This is a genomic window from Lacinutrix iliipiscaria (genome assembly GCF_042686125.1).
Classification (GTDB): domain Bacteria; phylum Bacteroidota; class Bacteroidia; order Flavobacteriales; family Flavobacteriaceae; genus Oceanihabitans; species Oceanihabitans iliipiscarium.
Window position 1 is genome coordinate 50053 of sequence record NZ_JBHUOV010000015.1, and the last position, 20285, is coordinate 70337.

The following is a 20285-nucleotide window of genomic DNA, read 5'->3' on the forward strand; positions in this document are numbered from 1 at the left end:
AAATTTGGTGATTTTTTTTCAATGGACGAAGTCAAACAGCTAGTTACTGACATAAAAAACGGCAACATTAAACCCATTTACTTTTTAATGGGAGAAGAAGCCTATTATATAGATAAGGTTTCCGATTTTATTGAAGAACATGTCCTTGCTGAAGAAGAAAAAGGTTTTAATCAAATGGTGCTTTATGGTCGTGATATTAGTATTGACGATATTGTTGAAAATGCTAAGCGCTATCCCATGATGGCAGAACGCCAAGTGGTTATTGTTAAAGAAGCTCAAGATTTATCAAGAACCATTGAAAAGTTGGTGAGCTATGTTGATAATCTTCAACCAACAACAGTTTTAGTTCTTAACTATAAATACAAGAAAATCGATAAGCGAAAAGCACTGTATAAATCCATTAAAAAAGTTGGTGTGGTTTATGAGAGTAAAAAGATGTACGAAAACCAGGTTTCAGATTGGATTCGTCGCGTACTTTCTGGTCAGAATTACACGATTTCTCCTAAAGCAGCTCAAATGTTAGTGGAGTTTCTTGGAACTGATTTAAGTAAAATTAGTAATGAACTTGATAAACTAAAAATCGTTTTACCTGAAGGAACTCAAATTTCACCAGAACATATCGAAGAAAACATTGGGATAAGCAAGGATTATAATAATTTTGAATTACGAAAAGCTGTCGGCGAACGTAACATGCAAAAAGCCTATAAGATTGTACATTATTTTGCTGATAACCCAAAGGATAACCCAATGGTTGTGACTGTTTCTTTATTGTTTAATTTCTTTTCTCAATTGTTGCATTTACATGGTTTGAAAGATAAAAACCCAAGACATGTGGCTTCGGCTTTAAAAGTGAATCCTTATTTTGTAAGTGAATATATTACTGCTGCTAGAAACTATCCAATGAAAAAAGTGAGTAGTGTTATTGCGATTTTACGAGAATTTGATGTAAAAAGCAAAGGTGTTGGTTCTAATGCTGTTCCTCAAGGTGATTTACTTAAAGAATTGTTAGTAAGAATTATGAGTTAATGAAAAGCGTCCTCTTTATAGTTGCTGTAATTTTTGTTGGCTGTAAGCCAACTTCGAAGCTTCCAGATCCTTTGGAAGCAGGTTGGAAAGGTGAAAAAGTTTGTGAAGTTTTAAAGGATAACGATGAACTACGAGTTTTAAAATGCACTTTTGCTCCTGGTGTTGGACATGAAAAGCACCAACATCAACCACATTTTGGATATACTTTAAAAGGCAGTACGTTTAAAATTACAGACGCTAAAGGCACTCGAACTGTAGATGTAAAAACAGGAATTCATTTTAGTAATGATGAAGTTACTGAACATGAAGTCCTAAATGTAGGAGATAGTACTGCAGTGTTTTTAATTATTGAGTACAAGTAGTTTTAGTGTAAAGCTTCTAAGGCTAAAGTATAATCGTATTGTAAATCTTCATGTAATCCATTTATAATCTTTTTAATTGAAGCAATTTGCCTGTTGTAAATATTAGTAAGTGTTACATTATGTTTTATAGAAGGTGTAAAGCTTTTTAACTTTTGACAAAAATAGAGAAGGAGTTCTACTTCCGTTTCTTTTTTAAGAGAGTAACGACTGTACTTTTTTATAAGCCTTAAAATTTTCCGAACGCTTTTTTTGATATAGAAATAGCTTGCTCGATTTATCGTTTCAAACTGAGCGTCAATTTCAAGTTTGATATTTTCAATATAGCTGTCTTCATCATGGGCTTCAAATAGCAAATAGGTAAGAAGCTCTTTATTTTCCTTTTTAAAACGCGATAAACGTAAACATAGATTGACTAAATCTTCAGAAGAAAGATGTTTAAGTTCGTCTTTGAGTTGTTTTACTGTCGCTGTTTTCATATGTATTTCTCGTAAAAACGAAAATCTTAAATATTAGATTTTATAATGTTTTTTTATGGTACGCTTGACGCGGAATAATCTAATAATTCCAATAATTAGAAGGATTGGTGCAACTAAGATTAATACAATTCCAAAGGATTTAAGCTCACTAAATAGTTCTAATTTTAGAATGGTAATTCCTGTGCCTAGAATAACAATAAACGTTCTGAAATACGCTAAAAAAGTACGTTCGTTAGCCAGTTTAGTTCTTTCAATGGCTAACCAATCTCTCGTTACTAAAGGGTTGTCTTTTGCTTCCATTTATCCTTTTAATAAATTCACACTTACTGTTGCTAAATCGCTATCTGGAAATCTGGAAAAATGATTTGGATCTGGTTTTAGTCCAGCTTCAGTTGCTATTTTATGAAAGACGTCAACTTCTAAAATATATTGATCACTAAATCCATGTGTTGCATCATAGGCTGTTGCTGCAGTTTTTCCAAGGTTGGCAGCTGTTAATTTTGAATCAATAGTATGTAGCTCAATAATAAGAAGTCCAAATTGCTCTACATAAGGTTTCCATTTTTGCAGATGTTCTCTAAGCGAATCTTCTACAGCATTATTATTAATGCGTTTGCCTTGGCTCGCATAAGCTCCAGATGACGAGCTTATATTCTCAGTCTTTTGTTTAGGAACTTCCCAAATGCGGTTATGGTCTAAAAAAGTACGAACATTTAGTAAATCTTTTAAATCTATATTATAATCATCTTTTAAATCCTTAGCCAATAAATCTGGTCTTCCAATATCGCCCCAAATGACTTTAGCCCAAATGTCGGCCTTAATTAAATTAGCTCTGGTGACTTTTAAAGCGGCTTGATTAAAGTCTGCTCCAACAAGTAATAATGGATGTTCTTCTAGCATTTTGCCTCGAAGGGTTTGGTGTTCTATAACATCAAAAATATGCTGAATAAACGCGCCATTACCACAACCCATATCTAGAATGCCTTTTGGCTGCTCGTCGATAGGTTTGTTGAAAAGTTTGATGATGACTTGATCTATGACTTTAAAATAAGTAGAATGTGCGCCACCACTTCCCCAAACATTCATTTCTCTATGCACATGTTTCTCAGTATCTTCTGGAGCATCAGTTTTTAAAACTGAAGGATTTCCAAAAAGTAACTCATCGAGTTGTAAAAAAGTTGGTAAGTAAGACACAGTCACACCATAAGCACTTGCGCGTTTAGCAAAAAACAAGCCTTGATCTGTAAACTGATAGGTGTTTTTCTTTTTAATGAACCATCCTAAATAAGAAAAGAAATCGAGTATTTTTTTAAAACTTTCTGGGTCTTTGTGATATTCTTCAGCAGTAAAAGAAGCTTCCATAAAATATTTATGAAATAATCCGTTTACGCCTAATAATACTATAATTGGACCAACAATGCAGCCTTCAATGTGTTTTAAAACCTGTTGCTCAATATCGCTTTTTCCATCTAATCCGAAGCGAGATTCATAATTTTTAAAAATACGTTCTAAGGCAATAAAAGCATCTGAACCAATGCGTTCATCTGGAAATTTCACCGAATAGGAGAGTAGCTTAACTGCATCTTCATAAATAGAAGCGCATTGAAAAGCTTCTTGACTGTTTTTATTAATTTCATAAAAAATAGTATCTGAAGCATTGTCTATATGTTGAGTGAGCCAGCCTTGCGAACACAAAACACGTAATGCAATATTTAGGTAACCTTCATTTGCATTAAATTGATTTGTAAGTGTTTCGATTGAAACTTTAGAATTTTGAAGAAGAAAATCAAGAACGCCTTTTTTATGTAATGCAAAAGTAGTTGGAGCTGTTGCTATACCATCTAAGTGTTTAAAAATTGTGCCTCTGAGTTCTTCTTTAATTTGCTTGGTGAGCATGTTTTTTGATTGATTTTCTATAAATATAAAAAAAACCTTTCAAGTAGATATTGAAAGGCTTTATTAATTCTTTAAGATGATTTAATTATCTCAATTTTGGAAAATCATTGGGATTTGTTTCATGCATCACATGATATACTTTTTCAAAAACATCTTCAACAGAGGGTTTTGAAAAATAATCACCATCTGTACCATAGGCTGGACGATGTTGTTGCGCTGTTAATGTTTGTGGCTGACTATCTAAATGCTGATATGCATTTTGAGTATTTAATATTTCGTTTAAAATATAAGCAGAAGCACCACCAGGCACATCTTCGTCAATAACCATGAGACGGTTTGTTTTTGCAACACTTTTTACAATATCGTGATTCAAGTCAAAAGGTAATAAGGATTGAATGTCTATCACTTCAGCATCAATACCAACTTCAGTTAATTCTTTTGCGGCTTGTTCAACGATGCGAAGAGTAGAACCATAAGACACTAAGGTTATATCTTGGCCTTCTTTAACAGTTTCTACAACACCTAAAGGCGTTTTAAATTCACCAATGTTTGTCGGCATTTTTTCTTTAAGTCTGTAGCCATTTAAACATTCTACAATTAATGCAGGCTCGTCACTTTCTAATAAGGTATTATAAAATCCAGCAGCTTTTGTCATATTTCTTGGCACTAAAACATGAATTCCTCTGATGAGATTGATAACTCCTCCCATTTGTGAGCCAGAATGCCAAATACCTTCTAATCGATGTCCACGAGTACGTATTATTAAAGGTGCTTTTTGGCGACCTTGTGTTCTGTAATGTAAGGTTGCCAAATCATCACTCATAATTTGTAAAGCATATAAGATGTAATCTAAATATTGAATTTCTGCAATAGGTCTTAATCCACGCATAGCCATTCCAATACCTTGGCCAAGAATAGATGCTTCACGAATGCCGACATCAGCCACACGTAGTTCACCATATTTTTCTTGCATGCCTTCAAGACCTTGATTTACATCGCCAATATGACCTGCATCTTCTCCAAAAACTAAAGCTTCAGGATATTTGCTGAAAATTGCATCAAAATTATCGCGAATCACTAAACGACCATCAACGTCTTCAGCATTCGTATCGTAAGTCGGTTTTACTTCTTTAACGTTTAAGGCTGAATGTTTTGAATGACTGTATAAGTGAGAGCTATATTTTGGTTGAATTTTTTCGATATACGCATTAATCCAGTTCGTTAATTGTGTTTTTTCTGAAGATGTTTCGCTTACCACATAGCGTAAAGTTTTACGAGCAGTAGATAAAATATCTTTTCTGATAGGTTCTACAATAGATGCTAAATCATTTTTAAGCTTATTGATAAAAACTTTATTTGTACTCGAATTTGCTACACTTTCAATTAATGCCACTAACTCATCGCGTTCTTGCACTAACGGATTGTTAAAAGCAGACCAAGCTGCTTTTTTTCCATCACGTACTTGCTTCTTGATGTCTTTTTCAATGGCTGATAATTCTTCGTCTGTTGCGATGCTATTAGAAATTAACCATTCTCGCATTTTTACATTACAATCAAACTCGGCTTCCCAAGCTAAGCGTTCAGCATTTTTATAGCGTTCATGCGACCCAGACGTTGAATGTCCTTGAGGTTGTGTTAATTCGTTGATATGAATTAAAACGGGCACATGTTCTTCTCTTGCCACTTGTGATGCTTTTTGATAAGTATCTACTAAAGCAGGGTAATCCCAACCGTTTACACGAAAAATTTCGTAACCATTATGATCTTCATCGCGTTGAAATCCTTTTAAGATTTCAGAGATGTTTTCTTTTGTTGTTTGGTGTTTCGCGTGTACAGAAATACCATATTCATCATCCCAAACACTCATGACCATTGGGACTTGTAAAACACCTGCAGCATTTATGGTTTCAAAAAACAGTCCTTCACTGGTGCTCGCGTTACCAATCGTTCCCCAAGCGACTTCATTCCCTTGGTTAGAAAAATTGGTGGTATCAATACCTTTAACGTTTCTAAATATTTTTGAAGCCTGTGCGAGGCCTAACAAACGTGGCATTTGTCCAGCAGTAGGCGAGATGTCTGCGCTCGAGTTTTTTTGTTTGGTTAAGTCGTTCCAATTGCCATGTGCATCTAAACTGTGTGTAGCGAAATGTCCGCCCATTTGGCGACCAGCAGACATTGGATCGTGATTAATATCTGTATGTCCATATAAACCAGCAAAAAACTGTTGAATTGTCATTTCTCCTATGGCCATCATAAAGGTTTGATCACGATAGTATCCTGAGCGAAAATCACCATTTTTAAAGGCTTTAGCCCAAGCGAGTTGTGGTATTTCTTTACCATCACCAAATATTCCAAACTTTGCTTTTCCAGTAAGCACTTCTCGACGACCTAATAAACTGCACTCTCTTGAGGTTACTGCAATGGTATAATCATTAAGCACTTCTGCTTTAAAGTCTTCAAACGATAAGTCTTTTTTTAAGTTTGGATTTGTTTGCATATACAATGTGTTAGATGGTTACAAATTTAAGGATAATTACCCATTTTTACAATGCTGATAAGTCTTAAAAAAATGAAGAATTATCATTTTATTTGCCATTTTAGTAAATAATAATGAATATAATATAATTTTCTGTGTTTTTGCTAAAGATTATTTAATCTAAAATTCGTGTTAGCGATAGCAGCGACATCCTTTTTTTATGCTGAATTGGTTCTGCTAAAAAAAGATACAGCGTATAGCGCGTTGCAAATTTTTAATTTGCAAACACCCAAAAAAAGAAAGATAGAAAACAGGGTTTGATTAGTACCAACGTCTTCTGAACAAGCCTAAAAGGGATTGGATATCTGCGGTAAATTTAAAGCGTATTTTTTGGCTGTATTGTGGTTGTGAAATTTCCCATCCTAAATTGGAATATACTGGAAAATAGATTTCAAAATAGTCCTCAACAAGATTGACTCTGAGTCCAGAATCATAGACGAATTTTGCGCTGTGGTGTTTGTTTTTAAGCGTTCCAATGTCGCCATACGCGTGAATGTAATTCCAAATTGATGTGCTTACGTTTGCTGTTGCCATCCATTGATTAGCGAATGGAGTTTCTAATTTTGATTTAAAACCTCCTTCAGCAATAATGATTTGCTGACTGAAAAGTCCTGTGCTTTCTGAGCGTCCTAAATACTGGTAATCAAATAAATAGTCTGTAGGTCTGTCTAAAGCAAAACTAAAATAGTCATTGGTTGCTTCGTTTTTGTTATTTAGGAAAACACCTGCAAAGACTCTGACATTCAGTTGCCTGTTATTTTGAAACAGTTGTCTGTATTCATAATTAAACGACACTTTGCTAAAAGTTTCTGCAGCTTGAAAGTCGGCAAACCAACTAGTATAATTAATTAAGCCTGGGTTATTATTTATGAACCTAATGCTAAAAACTTTGTAGTTGGGTTTTGCTTCACTTTGAAGGATATTATTAACATCCTTATCACGTTTAATACTTACGTATCTAAAATTTAAGTACTGTCTTTTATTGGAGCGTAAGTTTCCTGTATCTCTAAAATTAAATGTAATATTTGGCTTGAAAACGGTTACAAATAAATCTTCTGCATAGCTAGAGTAGCTACCAGTTAAGACATATTGTATTTTATATAAATTATCGACATTATTTATAAATTGATGATATACAATATTTGCAGAACCTGAAAGCGATTTTGATTTTAAGCCATATTGAGGAGCAAGTTTGTAGGTGAAAGGCTTTTTTAGTACAGACTTATTATACGGTTTTACACCTAAGACTAAACCATCATAAATATTATTATATTCTACAATTGGCATGATAAAAACTTGATTGTATCTAGGATCTTCTACATCTTTTATGAGCCTTATTTGTATAGGTCTGTTAAATAACGATTTGGTTAGTGATTTTGTATTGTTTCGATTGTTAATTTCAGGAATAGCTTCATCCTTATTTATGACCAATTTAGTTGCATCACTTTTTGCTAATGTAATTGTTTTTTGATCTTTGGTGTTAATCCAAGTTTTAGAAAGTACAGAATCCTTTTTGAGCTCAAATAAAGCCGAAGGCATACTGTTTTTATTTTTATTCTTAACTGTTACTTTAATGGAGTCCTTAGATGCATCAACTGTTTTAATCGTGTAATCTATTTTTTTAGTAGTGCTTAGATAATCTGTAAAAAACCAGTCCACATTTTTATTGGCTTTAGACTTAATAAGTGTTTCAAAATCTTTGGTTGATGTAGGCTTTAATTTTTGAATATTTATAAACTCTAATAAAGAGCTATCCATTTTTAGAGTCTCATCAAAGTGATTTAAATACTGCAAACCAATTGCTGCTTTATTTGGGTTGGCAATATTTTTATTGAATTTTAAAAGCGAATCTTTAGCCATCGTTAATGGTTGGTCGATGTTGGTTTTCGCCATATTTAAGTAGGAATAGCGGTATTGGTCATTAAAATTTAATTTTGAAGCGTGGAAGGATTTGATGCCCCAAATATTAGAAAGTGTTCCAAAAATTTTCATGTTTGGATAGTATTCATCCACATATTTCATTAAATAATAGACCTGTAATCCATCTATTAACCACTGATCTTTTCTAGGGTTAATAAGGAGAACGTTTTCTAAGTAGTTGCGAATAGTGGTTTTAACCAATTTTAGTTCATATTGAAAACGATCTGGAAATGGACGAATAAAATCTGGTAATAAATTAAGTCCGTAAATAGGGCTTTTTTTGTAATCGATATTTGTTATAAGCAGTTTTTTATGAGGATAATCGCCAAGATTTCTTGTTACAAAACCAGCAATTTTATCGGTAAGAATAACACGATCGGTCTGAGTTAAGTTTTCGTCATCAATATTAGAAACTATGGTAAAATAATCGGTTTCAACAGTATTAAATTGAGGGTATAATGACAAGTATAATTTAGAGTTAACTCTGTCGTTACCAGATAGCTGTGTGATGATATTTCCGTCGACTTTTTTCTGGTCGGTTTGATTTAATTCAGTAGATAAAATATAACGTTCAGGATATTCGATTGAAAATGTGTGATTCGCTTTAGGAATATAAGCATCGTCTAAATCTTTATTACTAAAATAATGCCAAGTTCCATCATAAACAGCAGGAGTTATATACCAATACCTTAGGCTAATATTAGCTTTTGAAGAAACACCATAACGTGTAAATTTAGAATTAGGAATTTGTACAATATAATCCAATTGAAGCGTGTAAACTTCATTAGGTTGTAATGGGTTATTGAGTGTCACTTTAACAATATCGAGCTGATCTTTTAGTCGTTCATGTGAGACGTCAAAACCATCTTGTTTTAAAGAGGTAATGACAGTAAATCCACGGTCTTCATTTTTAGCAAAGTGAAATTCATTTTTGTATTCTTCAGCTAAGCGAATGGCTAAAGGTGTGCTTTTAGTAGAAAAACTATTACTCCAATCATTTAAATAAACCTCTTGTAAGACATCGTTGGTTGTGTTTTGATACTGAATTGTTTGGACAATTTTTATTTGCCTTTTGTCAATGTCAAATGTCGCTTTAAGGTCAATAGTATTTTGACTATAGCTTATAAAATTCACACAAGTGAATACTAAGAAGGTTAAAAAACGGAATTTCAATTTACTTTTACAAACTTTAAAGGTTCAACATGCAAATTAGGCGTGGTAATGTAGTATAAACCACTTGATAGATGGGAAACATCAATGTAATGAGTTTCTGCATTATCAATAGCTAAGGTCATTACCAACTGACCTAAAGTGTTAAAAATGTTTAGTTTTTTAGTGGTAAGTAATTGATTGTTGGTTTGTAAATTTAACGTATTAGAAATAATATTTGTGCCAATTATTTCATAATAATTTGCAGTGGTGTATTCTGGAACGCTTAAAAAGAGTTGATTTGCTTCAATTTGTAGAATTACAGGAAGGTGATCGCTAAAATTGAAGAGTTCATTTCTGATGTCTTCGGAATAATCTGGAGTTGATACATCGCCATCTTCTCCACAATCGGTAGAAGTTATAGCTTGATTATAACAATTTGAATTTGAGTTGTTGCCAAAAACTTCATACGAGCCATCAACAAAATACAAATCAGGGTTAGGGTTTTCTGAAGACATCTCCATGCTTTCAGAAGTTAGTATAAAATCGAAGCGATCATCAAAACCTCCTGTTGCTCCACCCATTCCAGTTGTGGTTCTAGTAGATTGAGTAAACACTTCAATAAAATTAGTGTTGTTATGCCAAGACCCAATTTTATTGGCAGGATCAACAAAAGTAATTACATTAGTCGTATTAATTAATTCTTGGAAGGCATCTTCTGAACTTCGGTATAAATTTAAATCGCCTCCAAGTAAGACATGGCTGTCTTCTGGTAAAGTATTTAAGTAGCTAGTTAAATCTTGAACCATTTCTAGTCGAATCGCTTGATTTTCTGAACCATCTGAAGATTTCAAATGCCCAACTATAACTTCTAGAAATAAAGGGTTTATATCTTGATCTACCGTATTTAATTTTAGAGTATAGTGATTAAAATCTCGATAGACAGTGGTAATAGCGTTTTGGTTTTCTAGGCTAAATTTAGAGCTGTCAAAAAACAATAAATTCTGAAGGTCGTTTTGGTCTCCAAAATCATCATCAGAAGTATTTAGCATAAAAACAGCACTTTCATAATTCGAATTTACATCAGACTGTATCATAGTAATTATACTATTTGCTCCAGTTTCATTATTTAATTCACAAACCATAAAAATATCTGGTTGTGCTTCAATGAGTATTTCTCTTAAATAATCGATTCTGTTTTCAGGAATAGTTTGTAGAGGGAAATTCAACAAATTGTAAAACATTGCTTTAAATGTATCTTGAGCAGAAACAGAGTTTAAGCTTAAGATACTTATAAATAGTATTGCTAAATGTTTTTTCATTTGTTGATGGTTATTGTTTTCAAATACAAAAACGGATTAGAAGTTAGGGCTAAATCCGTAATCTTTATAGAAAGCATCAAGAATATTAATAACTTCATCTTCTGTGTCTACAAGATGAATTAAGTCTAAATCTTTAGCGCTAATGTTATTGAATTTATCTAATAATGTAGATTTCACCCATTCGAATAAACCTTCCCAAAAATCTTTTCCAACTAAAATAATTGGAAATTTTTCAATTTTATTCGTTTGTATTAAAGTAATGGCTTCAAATAATTCATCTAAAGTTCCAAATCCTCCAGGCATAACCACAAATCCTTGTGAATATTTTACAAACATCACTTTACGAACAAAAAAGTAATCAAAGTCTAAGCTTTTATCATGATCTATATAAGGATTGTCGTGTTGTTCAAAAGGCAATTCAATATTTAAGCCTACAGAAGTTCCTCCAGCAAGATGAGCGCCTTTGTTACCAGCCTCCATTATTCCAGGACCTCCACCAGTGATAACACCATAACCATGCTCTACTATTTTAGAAGCCACTTTTTCTGTTAGCTTATAATATCTGTCTTCTGGTTTAGTTCTTGCAGAACCAAATATAGAGACACAAGGTCCGATTCTACTTAGTTTCTCATAGCCATTAACAAATTCACCCATGATTTTAAAAATTGCCCATGAATCGTTTGTTTTAATGGCATTCCAAATTTTTGTATGTTGTTCTGTTCTCATGTATTTTAATTTTAATCCTTTCTCTTTTCAGCAACTTGCTAATTTAATTCTTTTTTTAAGAAATGTGCAGTATAACTCGTTTTATGTTTTGCTACTTGTTCTGGAGTCCCTTCAACTATAATCTCTCCACCATTTTTTCCACCTTCATAACCAATATCAATAATATAGTCAACCGTTTTTATAACATCTAGGTTGTGTTCGATGATAAGGACTGTATTTCCTTTATCGGCAAGCTTATTAAGTACAATCATAAGCACTCGAATATCTTCAAAATGTAATCCTGTTGTTGGCTCATCTAAGATATAAAATGTATTTCCAGTATCGCGTTTGCTTAGTTCTGTAGCTAGTTTTATGCGCTGCGCTTCTCCACCAGAAAGTGTCGTACTTTGCTGTCCTAGTGTAATATAGCCTAAACCAACATCCTTGATGGTTTTTAATTTTTTATAAATCTTTGGAATGTGCTCGAAAAACTCAACAGCTTCATTAATGGTCATGTTTAACACATCGCTTATGCTTTTTCCTTTATAGCGAATTTCTAAGGTTTCACGATTAAAGCGTTTCCCTTGACAGGTTTCACACTCAACATAAACGTCTGGGAGGAAATTCATTTCAATCACACGTAAACCGCCTCCTTGACAGGTTTCGCAGCGACCACCTTTAACATTAAAACTAAAACGACCTGGTTTGTAGCCACGAATCATGGCTTCAGGTATTTTAGCGAATAGACTACGTATCTCACTAAAGGTTCCAGTATATGTAGCAGGGTTACTTCTAGGTGTTCTTCCAATTGGTGATTGGTTGATGTCGATCACTTTATCGATATGTTCTAAACCTTTTATGCTTTTATATGGCATTGGTTTTTTTACACCATTAAAATAATGAGCGTTAAGAATAGGATAGAGGGTTTCGTTAATTAAGGTCGATTTTCCACTTCCAGATACTCCAGTGACACCAATCATTTTTCCTAAAGGTAATTTTATCGAAACATTCTTTAAGTTATTTCCAGTACAGCCTTTAAGTTCCATAAAGTTTCCGTTGCCTTTTCGACGTGTTTTAGGAACCTCAATTTGCTTTGTACCATTCAAATAATCTGCTGTAAGGGTAAAATGCTTTAAAAGTTCTTCAGGCGTACCTTGACTAATAATTTCTCCGCCATGCTTTCCTGCATGAGGACCAATATCTATAACATGATCTGCGCGTTCTATCATGTCTTTATCGTGTTCAACAACAATAACAGAGTTCCCTACATCGCGTAATGATACTAATGAATTAATCAATTTTTCGTTATCACGCTGGTGCAATCCAATGCTAGGTTCATCTAAAATATAAAGTACACCAACCAGTTGCGAACCAATTTGTGTGGCCAATCTAATACGTTGTGCTTCACCACCTGAAAGCGATTTTGAGCTTCGGTTTAAACTTAAATAATTAAGGCCAACATCTAATAAAAACTGAAGTCTAGCTTTTATTTCTTTTATGATTTCTTCAGCAATTTTTAATTGTTTTTCTGAAATATGCTGATCTAATTTATCAAACCATTCAGCTAAATCAACAATGTCTTTATTGGCAAGTTCAGCAATATTCTGATTATTTATTTTGAAATAAAGGGATTCTTGACGCAATCTTGCTCCATGACAAGCGTCGCAATCAATTTTATCCATATATTCTTTTGCCCAACGCTTTAAGGATGTAGAATCTGCATTTTTATACTGATTTTCTATAAAGTTTGCGACACCTTCAAAATCTATTTTATAATCTCTTTTAATACCAAGGGTTTGGCTATCGACAGTAAATTTTTCATTTCCACCATAAAGTATCATTTGTTTAGCCTCGTCAGGAATTGTTTTATACGCATCACTTAACTTAAAGTCGAAACGTTGTGCAATCAATTCAAACTGTTTGAAAATCCATGATTTTTTTTCAGGACCATGAGGCGCTAATGCACCATTTTTTATAGATAAACTATCGTCTGGAATAATTTTTTGTGCATTGACTTGGTACAATTTACCAATCCCATTACATTTCGGACAAGCCCCTTTAGGTGAATTGAATGAAAAGTTATTTGGTTCAGGGTTTGGATACGAAATACCAGAACTAGGGCACATTAAACTGCGACTAAAAAAGCGGGTTTCGTTAGTGTCTTGATCTAAAACCATAAGCACATCATTGCCATGATACATTGCTGTATTTATGGATTCGGTAAGACGTTTGTCATGGTCGACTGTGTCATCAATTTTCAATCGATCGATAACAATTTCAATATCATGATTCTTGTAGCGATCTAATTTCATGCCCTTTACAAGGTCTTTAATTTCACCGTCAGTTCTTACTTTTACAAAGCCTTGCTTGGCAATTTGTTCAAATAATTCACGATAGTGTCCTTTACGCGAACGTACAACAGGAGCCAAAACGTTAATGCGTTTGCCATGAAAACTTTCAATAATTAGCGATTTGATTTGCTCATCACTATAACTTACCATTTGTTCACCAGTATTATAACTAAAAGCATCAGACGCTCTAGCAAATAATAAACGTAAGAAATCATAAATTTCAGTAATGGTTCCAACCGTAGAACGTGGCGATTTGCTTGTTGTTTTTTGTTCAATAGCAATAACAGGCGAAAGCCCATCTATTTTATCCACATCAGGACGTTCTAATCCGCCTAAAAATTGTCTCGCATAAGCCGAAAACGTTTCAATATAACGACGTTGTCCTTCAGCATAAATAGTATCAAACGCTAATGACGATTTTCCACTGCCAGATAATCCAGTTATAACGACTAGTTTTTCTCTAGGAATAGTCACATCAATGTTCTTTAGATTATGAACACGAGCACCTTGAACTTCAATATTTTCTTCGAATTTGGACATAAAATGACAAAGTTGCAAAGTTACGATTTTTGCTTGTCAATACGAAAGATATTTAATTAGGATTTAATTATTATTTTAATAATTTTAGATCTATATTTTTTGGTAAAGAATGGAAATAAAATAAATACGTTTTTATATGCAATTATTAGGAATTGGTTCACGAATTAACCATAATGAATTCGGTAAAGGTGTGGTTACTAATGTCACATCAAAACACTATTGGGTGACGTTTATTGAAAATGGTTTAGAAACGATAGACTTAGATAGCGATTTTGAAGTTATTGAAGCTGCTGAAGATGATGTGGATACTGTAAGCTTTTATGAGGTTGAAAGTAGTTTAGTGTCGATCTTAAAAAAATGGAGTGATGCGACTGAAATAGTACCTATTGCTGATAAATGGAAAGGCGGAAAACTTATTCTAGAACCAGGTGACACAAATTTGCAAAGTAAAGAAGTAAAGATTGACGATTTTTTTCATAAGATAACTATGGTTAGAGACCGTTTACGTGTCATGGAACAGAAAGTAAATTCAAGCAATCTAGAGGAGCAAGAAAAAATAGATTTGCAGCAATACATTACCCGAATTTATGGAAGTTTAACCACATTTAATGTCTTATTTAAATTGAAGGATCAGCAGTTTGTTGGGCAACGATCTAAATAATTAGTGCGTTGTTTTTATATCATCAATTTCTAAGCCTAAGAATAAAAGTTTATGAAAGTTAGGTAGTTGCGCACCAGTTTCGGTCGTGGTCCAATCTGTCCATGAGGCTTCTAAGCCATCAATAGGCAGAATAGACGTCCACATTTTAAAATGAGTCGGTTTGCCTTTTTCATTAAAAAACCACAAATAAGAATCTCCAGGCGTAGAGCCTCCAGAAGTATAAGTAATTAATAGTGCATCTTTGCTATCTTCTGTTTTGACTACACGTCGTTCAGTACCTTGATCAAAGACTTTATAAGGTGCTACGAGCCAAAAGGTATCATTGTTAAAATAGTCTATTGCTTTTTGGATGTGTTCAGGACTTTCAATTTTTTGCTCATTTTGATAAACGTCGTTGTTTGCACTGTTGTTTAAATCTAAATAGACTTTATAGTCTTTCCAGTAAACTTCACAGGTGTTTTCTGATTTATGCCATTTATAATGATGACGCTTTTTAAACGTAAACTCGATATAATCGGTGGCATTATAAGCCTCATAATCTAATGCGTTTAACATTTTTGTTGCTAACAAATCAGCTTGTTCACTATGAGTTCCTGTTGGTAAATCTTCATTGTATTTAAAGTATAAAAATCCAAAAAAGAGTAGGCTAGGCAAGGTGAGGAAGATGATAATTCCAGCAATTATTTTTAAAAGTCGTTTTAATTTCATTTTAGTTTTTTATAAATTGATTTAGCCAGTACAGTAGCTGCTTCTGGATAATTTCTAAACCACAATTCAGGTTCTATAAGTTCTAATTCGGCGAGTGCAATTTTTTTGTTATTATCTTCAAAAATATCAACTCTAGCATAGATTGGTAATTCTGAGCAAGCTTTTACACAGTTTTCTGCAAAGGTAATTTCATCTGGAGTAGGTGTATAATTATGAACGCTTCCACCAAAATCATCTTGTACTCTAAAATCGCCTGATTTTGCTATTTTAAGAATGGCATGTGTGAATGTGCCATTAAATACCATCATAGATATTTCACCTTTGCTTACAATATTGTATTGAAAAGGTTGTAACATCATAGATTCATTAGAAATTAAATCTTTAAAGAGCGCTTCATGTGATGCTATGTTTTCAGAATTCAATTTATAAGTATGTCTAGCTCCACCAGAAATGCAGGGTTTTAATACAGTTTCATTCCACTTTAACTTTTTATGCAATTCTTTTAGGGTTTCAGTGGTTCCTTGTTCGATAAAATAAGTATCTGCGACATGAACACCCTTTCGGTGTAAATCAAATAGGTAATGTTTGTCTATATTCCAGCGAATAATCGTTTCAGAATTTAATAAAATGGTTTTTTTAGCTACATTTTCTAACCATTGAGAAAATTCACTGAAGCGATGAAAATAATCCCAAGTCGCTCTAAACAGTACACATTGTGTTGATGTCCACTCAAAATGTGAGTCATCCCAAGCGACACGCTTAACTGTTAATCCGAGTGATTCAAGAGCTTTTTGAACCAATTCATCTTCATATAAAACATTTTGCACGTAAGTATCAATATGTTTTGGACTTATATAATCTTTTTGAGTGAGTATAATTACATCAAATAGTTTCATAATAACACATTAAAATCCTGCGGCTGCATCATCGCCACGTTTATCAGCACCACCTTCAAGTTTTCCATTGTCTAAAACAAGGATAGCATCTACTTTACCAATAACAGGAGTGCGCTCTTCATTTATAATATAGCCTTTATGTTCAAGCTGTTGTTTTAAATTTTCAGAAAATGAATGCGGTTCCATTCTAATTTCATCAGGTAACCATTGATGATGAAAGCGAGGCGCATCCACAGCGTCTTGCATGCCCATTTTATATTCATGTACATTAATGATGGTCTGGGCTACAGAAGTAATAATGGTAGAACCTCCAGGTGTGCCAACTACCATAAAAAGTTTGCCGTTTTTTTCAACAATTGTAGGAGTCATTGAGCTTAGCATTCGTTTTTCAGGTAGAATGCTATTCGCTTCAGCACCAATTAATCCATAGACATTTGGAACACCAGGTTTACTAGAAAAATCATCCATTTCATTATTTAAAAAGAAGCCTAATTCTTCACAATACAATTTAGAGCCAAAACCACTATTAAGAGTTGTGGTTACAGCAACCGCATTCCCAAAAGGGTCAACTATAGAATAATGCGTCGTTTCATCACTTTCAATAAGGTCTATTACACCATGCTTTAGGTTTTTGGAATCTGTCGCTTTTTCAAAAGAAAAGCTAGACATTCTATCATTTAAATAAGACGTACTAATTAGTTTTTCTTGCGGAATGTTTACAAAGTCTGGATCACCTAAATAGAAACTTCTATCGGCATAAGCACGACGTTCGGCTTCAGCAATAAGCTGAATAGCTTTAACTGAATTATGTTCAAATTGATTTAAGTTATAAGGTTCTAACATGGTTAGTATTTGAGCTAATACGATGCCTCCACTAGAAGGAGGAGACATGGAAATGATTTTTAAATCGTCATAATTAAAGGTAATTGGTGTTCGCCATTTAGGTTGGTATTTGGCTAAGTCTTCTTCAGTAAGAATACCACCATTATCCTGAATACACTTAGCTAGTATTTTAGCACTTTTTCCTTTATAGAACTCGTCAGGACCATGTTTCATGATTCGAGTTAAGGTTTTTGCAAGATTTTGATATTTTATGGTATCATTTTTTTTCCAGTCCTTAGAAAATAAGATTGATGTTTTATTAGCTAATTTAAAATCCTCTTGTTTTTCTGCAATGCGAATTTCCTGTTTTTCAGTCACAACAACACCTCGTTTAGCTAATGCGATTACAGGTTTCATAATGGTTTCAATAGAAAGTTTTCCAAAACGTTTATGCGCTTCAAAAGTACCAGCAACAGTTCCTGGAACACCAACAGCCATAGCACCACGCGTACTTAAATTTGGAATAACCTGTCCAAGAGAGTCTAGAAACATGTTTTTGGATGCAGCTAATGGTGCTTTTTCGCGATAATCTAATGCGCCAATCTCTCCTGTATTTAAGCGATATACCATAAATCCGCCACCACCAAGATTTCCCGCATAAGGATAAGCAACAGCTAAAGCTAGATCTGTAGCAAGCATGGCGTCAAAAGCATTGCCACCTTGCTTCATGATGTCGCTTCCAATTTTTGAAGCTTCGGCACGTGCAGACACCACCATTGCTTTTTCTGTGACTAAACCAATATTCTTCTGTTTGCAAGAAAAACAAAGAGTCAAGAGAAGTATGAACAAAACTATCTTTCTCATGTGGTTAATTCAATTAATTTTTGATTAGAAAAAGTGATAAGCTCGTCAAAAAAACGCGTAAACTCATCTTCAAATTCATTATAAAACGCTTCTAATTCATTAACAGCAAGATTCATTTTAGAGCGATTTTTTGTACGTCTATTCATACCTTCAAGAACTTTAGTAATCCCTTCAATAGTCGCATAGCTTAGCAACCAATTATCAGCGATCATATAAGGCATCATCTTTTGAATTCGAGTTGGTAAAATTTCAAAGTGATCTTGTAGCGAATCATAAAAATTATCGACATACACATCCAATGGTACATGAGAATAGTTATTCCAATTTTTCGCTAAAAAGTGATCGTATAAAATATCGACAATCACACCAGAGTAGTGGCTATAGTTTTCATGTAAGCGTTTAGTACTTTCTCTTACCGTTTTATGAGCATCTGTAAAGGTGTCAATTTGACGATGCAATAATATTCCTGTTTGGATGTCTTTAGGAAACATAGTATATTTTTTTCCACGAATGCCATCAGCAATAAAGTTACCAATAGTCACTAAATCATTATTTCCTGATAGATAAATGTGGGCGAGAAAATTCATAGTGTGAATTTACAAATTCATAATATAAGAATACCATTTAGAACTATTATATTTGCTAAAACTTATTAAATATATATGACACTAATAAAATCTATTTCAGGAATTAGAGGAACTATTGGAGGAACCGTAGGCGACAATCTTACACCAATTGATGCCGTTAAGTTTGCATCAGCTTATGGCACTTGGTTAAAGCAGCAGCGGAATAAAGAAAACTACAGAGTTGTTGTTGGACGTGATGCTAGGATTTCTGGAGAGATGATTCAAAATTTAGTAATGAATACCTTAGTCGGATTAGGAATTCATGTTATAGATTTGGGTTTGTCAACAACACCAACAGTTGAAGTCGCAGTGCCAATGGAAAATGCAGATGGAGGAATAATTTTAACCGCCAGTCATAATCCGAAACAGTGGAATGCGTTGAAGTTATTAAATGAAAAAGGCGAGTTTTTGAATGGTGTAGAAGGAGAGAAGATTTTAAATATTGCTGAAACTGATTCCATGACTTTTGCTGAAGTAGATGCTTTAGGAAAGATTACTAAAAATCAAGCGTATATTGATTTGCATATTGATGAAGTGTTGGACTTGCCTTTGGTTAATAAAAAGGCCATAGAAGCTGCTAACTTTAAGGTTGTTGTAGATGGCGTGAATTCAACTGGAGGAATTGCTATTCCTTTATTATTAGAGCGCTTAGGTGTGCATCCAGTAAAATTATATTGTGAGCCAAATGGTCATTTTCCGCATAATCCTGAACCATTAAAAGAGCATTTGACAGATCTATCAGAAATGGTAGTTAAAGAGCGTGCAGATTTGGGTATTGTAGTTGATCCTGATGTTGATCGATTGGCTTTTATGGATGAAAATGGAGACATGTTTGGGGAAGAATATACATTAGTGGCCTGTGCCGACTATGTGTTAAGTAGAACACCAGGAAATACAGTAAGTAATATGAGTTCATCACGTGCCTTACGTGACGTTACAGAAAAGCATGGAGGGCATTACCAGGCCAGTGCTGTAGGTGAAGTAAATGTAGTTGAGTTAATGAAAACAACTCACGCTGTTATTGGAGGTGAAGGTAATGGCGGCATTATTTACCCTGAGTTGCATTACGGAAGAGATTCTTTAGTAGGAGTGGCTTTGTTCTTAAGTCTTTTAGCAGAGAAAAAAATGAAAGTGAGTGAATTACGAAAGACTTATACGAGTTATTTTATGAGCAAAAAGAAAATTCAACTTACGCCTCAAATAAATGTTGATGAAATATTGAAAACTATTGAATCAAGATATGCTAATGAAAATTTAACGACTATTGATGGCGTTAAAATAGATTTCCCAGAAAATTGGGTGCACCTAAGAAAAAGTAATACAGAACCAATCATTAGAATTTATACGGAAGCTAAATCACAAGTAGCCGCAGACACCTTAGCAGATAAGTTTATTGACGAATTAAAAGCAATCGCTGGAATTTAA

The 20285-nt window shown here is 33.7% G+C and carries 16 protein-coding genes; 4 read left to right on the forward strand and 12 right to left on the reverse strand.

Going from position 1 to position 20285, the window contains the following annotated elements; all coding sequences use genetic code 11:
* Positions 1-21 precede the first annotated feature (21 nt).
* Entirely contained in the window at positions 22-1026 is a 1005-nt protein-coding gene (holA, locus tag ACFS5M_RS12985) for a DNA polymerase III subunit delta (protein WP_183489046.1), read from the forward strand.
* Positions 1026-1388 (forward strand): cupin domain-containing protein, encoded by a 363-nt coding sequence (locus ACFS5M_RS12990; protein WP_183489049.1) that lies wholly within the window; start codon positions 1026-1028, stop codon positions 1386-1388. The genes holA and ACFS5M_RS12990 overlap by 1 nt, the downstream gene beginning before the upstream one ends.
* Positions 1389-1390: 2 nt before the next feature.
* On the opposite strand, the gene ACFS5M_RS12995 is transcribed toward ACFS5M_RS12990, so the two are convergent.
* The 8 genes from ACFS5M_RS12995 to uvrA form a co-directional block, all read right to left on the reverse strand.
* Entirely contained in the window at positions 1391-1864 is a 474-nt protein-coding gene (locus tag ACFS5M_RS12995; protein WP_183489052.1) for a hypothetical protein, read from the reverse strand.
* 33 nt (positions 1865-1897) lie between these two features.
* Positions 1898-2164 (reverse strand): DUF202 domain-containing protein, encoded by a 267-nt coding sequence (locus tag ACFS5M_RS13000; RefSeq protein WP_183489056.1) that lies wholly within the window; start codon positions 2162-2164, stop codon positions 1898-1900.
* On the reverse strand, positions 2165-3760 hold the full coding sequence (locus ACFS5M_RS13005) for a class I SAM-dependent methyltransferase (RefSeq protein ID WP_183489059.1): 1596 nt from the start codon (positions 3758-3760) through the stop codon (positions 2165-2167).
* A gap of 85 nt (positions 3761-3845) precedes the next feature.
* Complete coding sequence (locus tag ACFS5M_RS13010) at positions 3846-6257, reverse strand: alpha-ketoacid dehydrogenase subunit alpha/beta (RefSeq protein ID WP_183489062.1); 2412 nt, start codon at positions 6255-6257, stop codon at positions 3846-3848.
* A 300-nt stretch (positions 6258-6557) separates the two neighbouring features.
* Positions 6558-9350, reverse strand: a complete 2793-nt coding sequence (locus ACFS5M_RS13015; RefSeq protein ID WP_379899057.1) for a metalloprotease — start codon at positions 9348-9350, stop codon at positions 6558-6560.
* A gap of 35 nt (positions 9351-9385) precedes the next feature.
* Positions 9386-10687, reverse strand: coding sequence for a T9SS type A sorting domain-containing protein (locus ACFS5M_RS13020; protein ID WP_183489068.1), 1302 nt, complete (start codon positions 10685-10687; stop codon positions 9386-9388).
* A 36-nt stretch (positions 10688-10723) separates the two neighbouring features.
* A complete protein-coding gene (locus ACFS5M_RS13025) occupies positions 10724-11413 on the reverse strand; it encodes an LOG family protein (RefSeq protein ID WP_183489071.1) in 690 nt (229 codons plus the stop codon).
* Between the two features lie 38 nt (positions 11414-11451).
* Entirely contained in the window at positions 11452-14283 is a 2832-nt protein-coding gene (uvrA, locus tag ACFS5M_RS13030; protein WP_183489074.1) for an excinuclease ABC subunit UvrA, read from the reverse strand.
* 136 nt (positions 14284-14419) lie between these two features.
* Between uvrA and ACFS5M_RS13035 the strand changes: the two genes are divergently transcribed.
* Entirely contained in the window at positions 14420-14944 is a 525-nt protein-coding gene (locus ACFS5M_RS13035; RefSeq protein WP_183489077.1) for a hypothetical protein, read from the forward strand.
* Here ACFS5M_RS13035 and ACFS5M_RS13040 read toward each other — a convergent pair whose 3' ends face one another.
* Genes ACFS5M_RS13040 through ACFS5M_RS13055 form a run of 4 tightly spaced genes read right to left on the reverse strand, consistent with a single transcriptional unit; the run spans position 14945 to position 18821 of the window.
* A complete protein-coding gene (locus ACFS5M_RS13040; RefSeq protein WP_183489080.1) occupies positions 14945-15652 on the reverse strand; it encodes a hypothetical protein in 708 nt (235 codons plus the stop codon).
* The gene (locus tag ACFS5M_RS13045; RefSeq protein ID WP_183489083.1) at positions 15649-16548 is read right to left on the reverse strand and encodes an ATP-grasp domain-containing protein; all 900 of its coding nucleotides are present in this window, start codon (positions 16546-16548) and stop codon (positions 15649-15651) included. Before ACFS5M_RS13045 ends, ACFS5M_RS13040 begins: the two co-directional genes overlap by 4 nt.
* Before the next feature lie 9 nt (positions 16549-16557).
* Positions 16558-18234, reverse strand: a complete 1677-nt coding sequence (ggt, locus tag ACFS5M_RS13050) for a gamma-glutamyltransferase (RefSeq protein ID WP_183489086.1) — start codon at positions 18232-18234, stop codon at positions 16558-16560.
* Positions 18231-18821 (reverse strand): acyl carrier protein phosphodiesterase, encoded by a 591-nt coding sequence (locus tag ACFS5M_RS13055; RefSeq protein ID WP_183489089.1) that lies wholly within the window; start codon positions 18819-18821, stop codon positions 18231-18233. The genes ggt and ACFS5M_RS13055 overlap by 4 nt, the downstream gene beginning before the upstream one ends.
* A gap of 75 nt (positions 18822-18896) precedes the next feature.
* Here ACFS5M_RS13055 and glmM point away from each other — a divergent pair, with 75 nt between their 5' ends.
* Entirely contained in the window at positions 18897-20285 is a 1389-nt protein-coding gene (gene glmM / locus ACFS5M_RS13060; RefSeq protein ID WP_183489092.1) for a phosphoglucosamine mutase, read from the forward strand.

Bases quoted from the DNA above. Each gene is read 5' to 3' on its own strand.
- ACFS5M_RS13040 (WP_183489080.1), bottom strand. From the start codon at position 15,652: ATGAAATTAAAACGACTTTTAAAAATAATTGCTGGAATTATCATCTTC.
- ACFS5M_RS13025 (WP_183489071.1), bottom strand. From the start codon at position 11,413: ATGAGAACAGAACAACATACAAAAATTTGGAATGCCATTAAAACAAAC.
- ACFS5M_RS13045 (WP_183489083.1), bottom strand. From the start codon at position 16,548: ATGAAACTATTTGATGTAATTATACTCACTCAAAAAGATTATATAAGT.
- ACFS5M_RS13000 (WP_183489056.1), bottom strand. From the start codon at position 2,164: ATGGAAGCAAAAGACAACCCTTTAGTAACGAGAGATTGGTTAGCCATT.
- glmM (WP_183489092.1), top strand. From the start codon at position 18,897: ATGACACTAATAAAATCTATTTCAGGAATTAGAGGAACTATTGGAGGA.
- ACFS5M_RS13020 (WP_183489068.1), bottom strand. From the start codon at position 10,687: ATGAAAAAACATTTAGCAATACTATTTATAAGTATCTTAAGCTTAAAC.
- ACFS5M_RS13035 (WP_183489077.1), top strand. From the start codon at position 14,420: ATGCAATTATTAGGAATTGGTTCACGAATTAACCATAATGAATTCGGT.
- ACFS5M_RS12990 (WP_183489049.1), top strand. From the start codon at position 1,026: ATGAAAAGCGTCCTCTTTATAGTTGCTGTAATTTTTGTTGGCTGTAAG.
- ACFS5M_RS13010 (WP_183489062.1), bottom strand. From the start codon at position 6,257: ATGCAAACAAATCCAAACTTAAAAAAAGACTTATCGTTTGAAGACTTT.
- ACFS5M_RS12995 (WP_183489052.1), bottom strand. From the start codon at position 1,864: ATGAAAACAGCGACAGTAAAACAACTCAAAGACGAACTTAAACATCTT.
- ACFS5M_RS13055 (WP_183489089.1), bottom strand. From the start codon at position 18,821: ATGAATTTTCTCGCCCACATTTATCTATCAGGAAATAATGATTTAGTG.
- ggt (WP_183489086.1), bottom strand. From the start codon at position 18,234: ATGAGAAAGATAGTTTTGTTCATACTTCTCTTGACTCTTTGTTTTTCT.
- ACFS5M_RS13005 (WP_183489059.1), bottom strand. From the start codon at position 3,760: ATGCTCACCAAGCAAATTAAAGAAGAACTCAGAGGCACAATTTTTAAA.
- uvrA (WP_183489074.1), bottom strand. From the start codon at position 14,283: ATGTCCAAATTCGAAGAAAATATTGAAGTTCAAGGTGCTCGTGTTCAT.
- holA (WP_183489046.1), top strand. From the start codon at position 22: ATGGACGAAGTCAAACAGCTAGTTACTGACATAAAAAACGGCAACATT.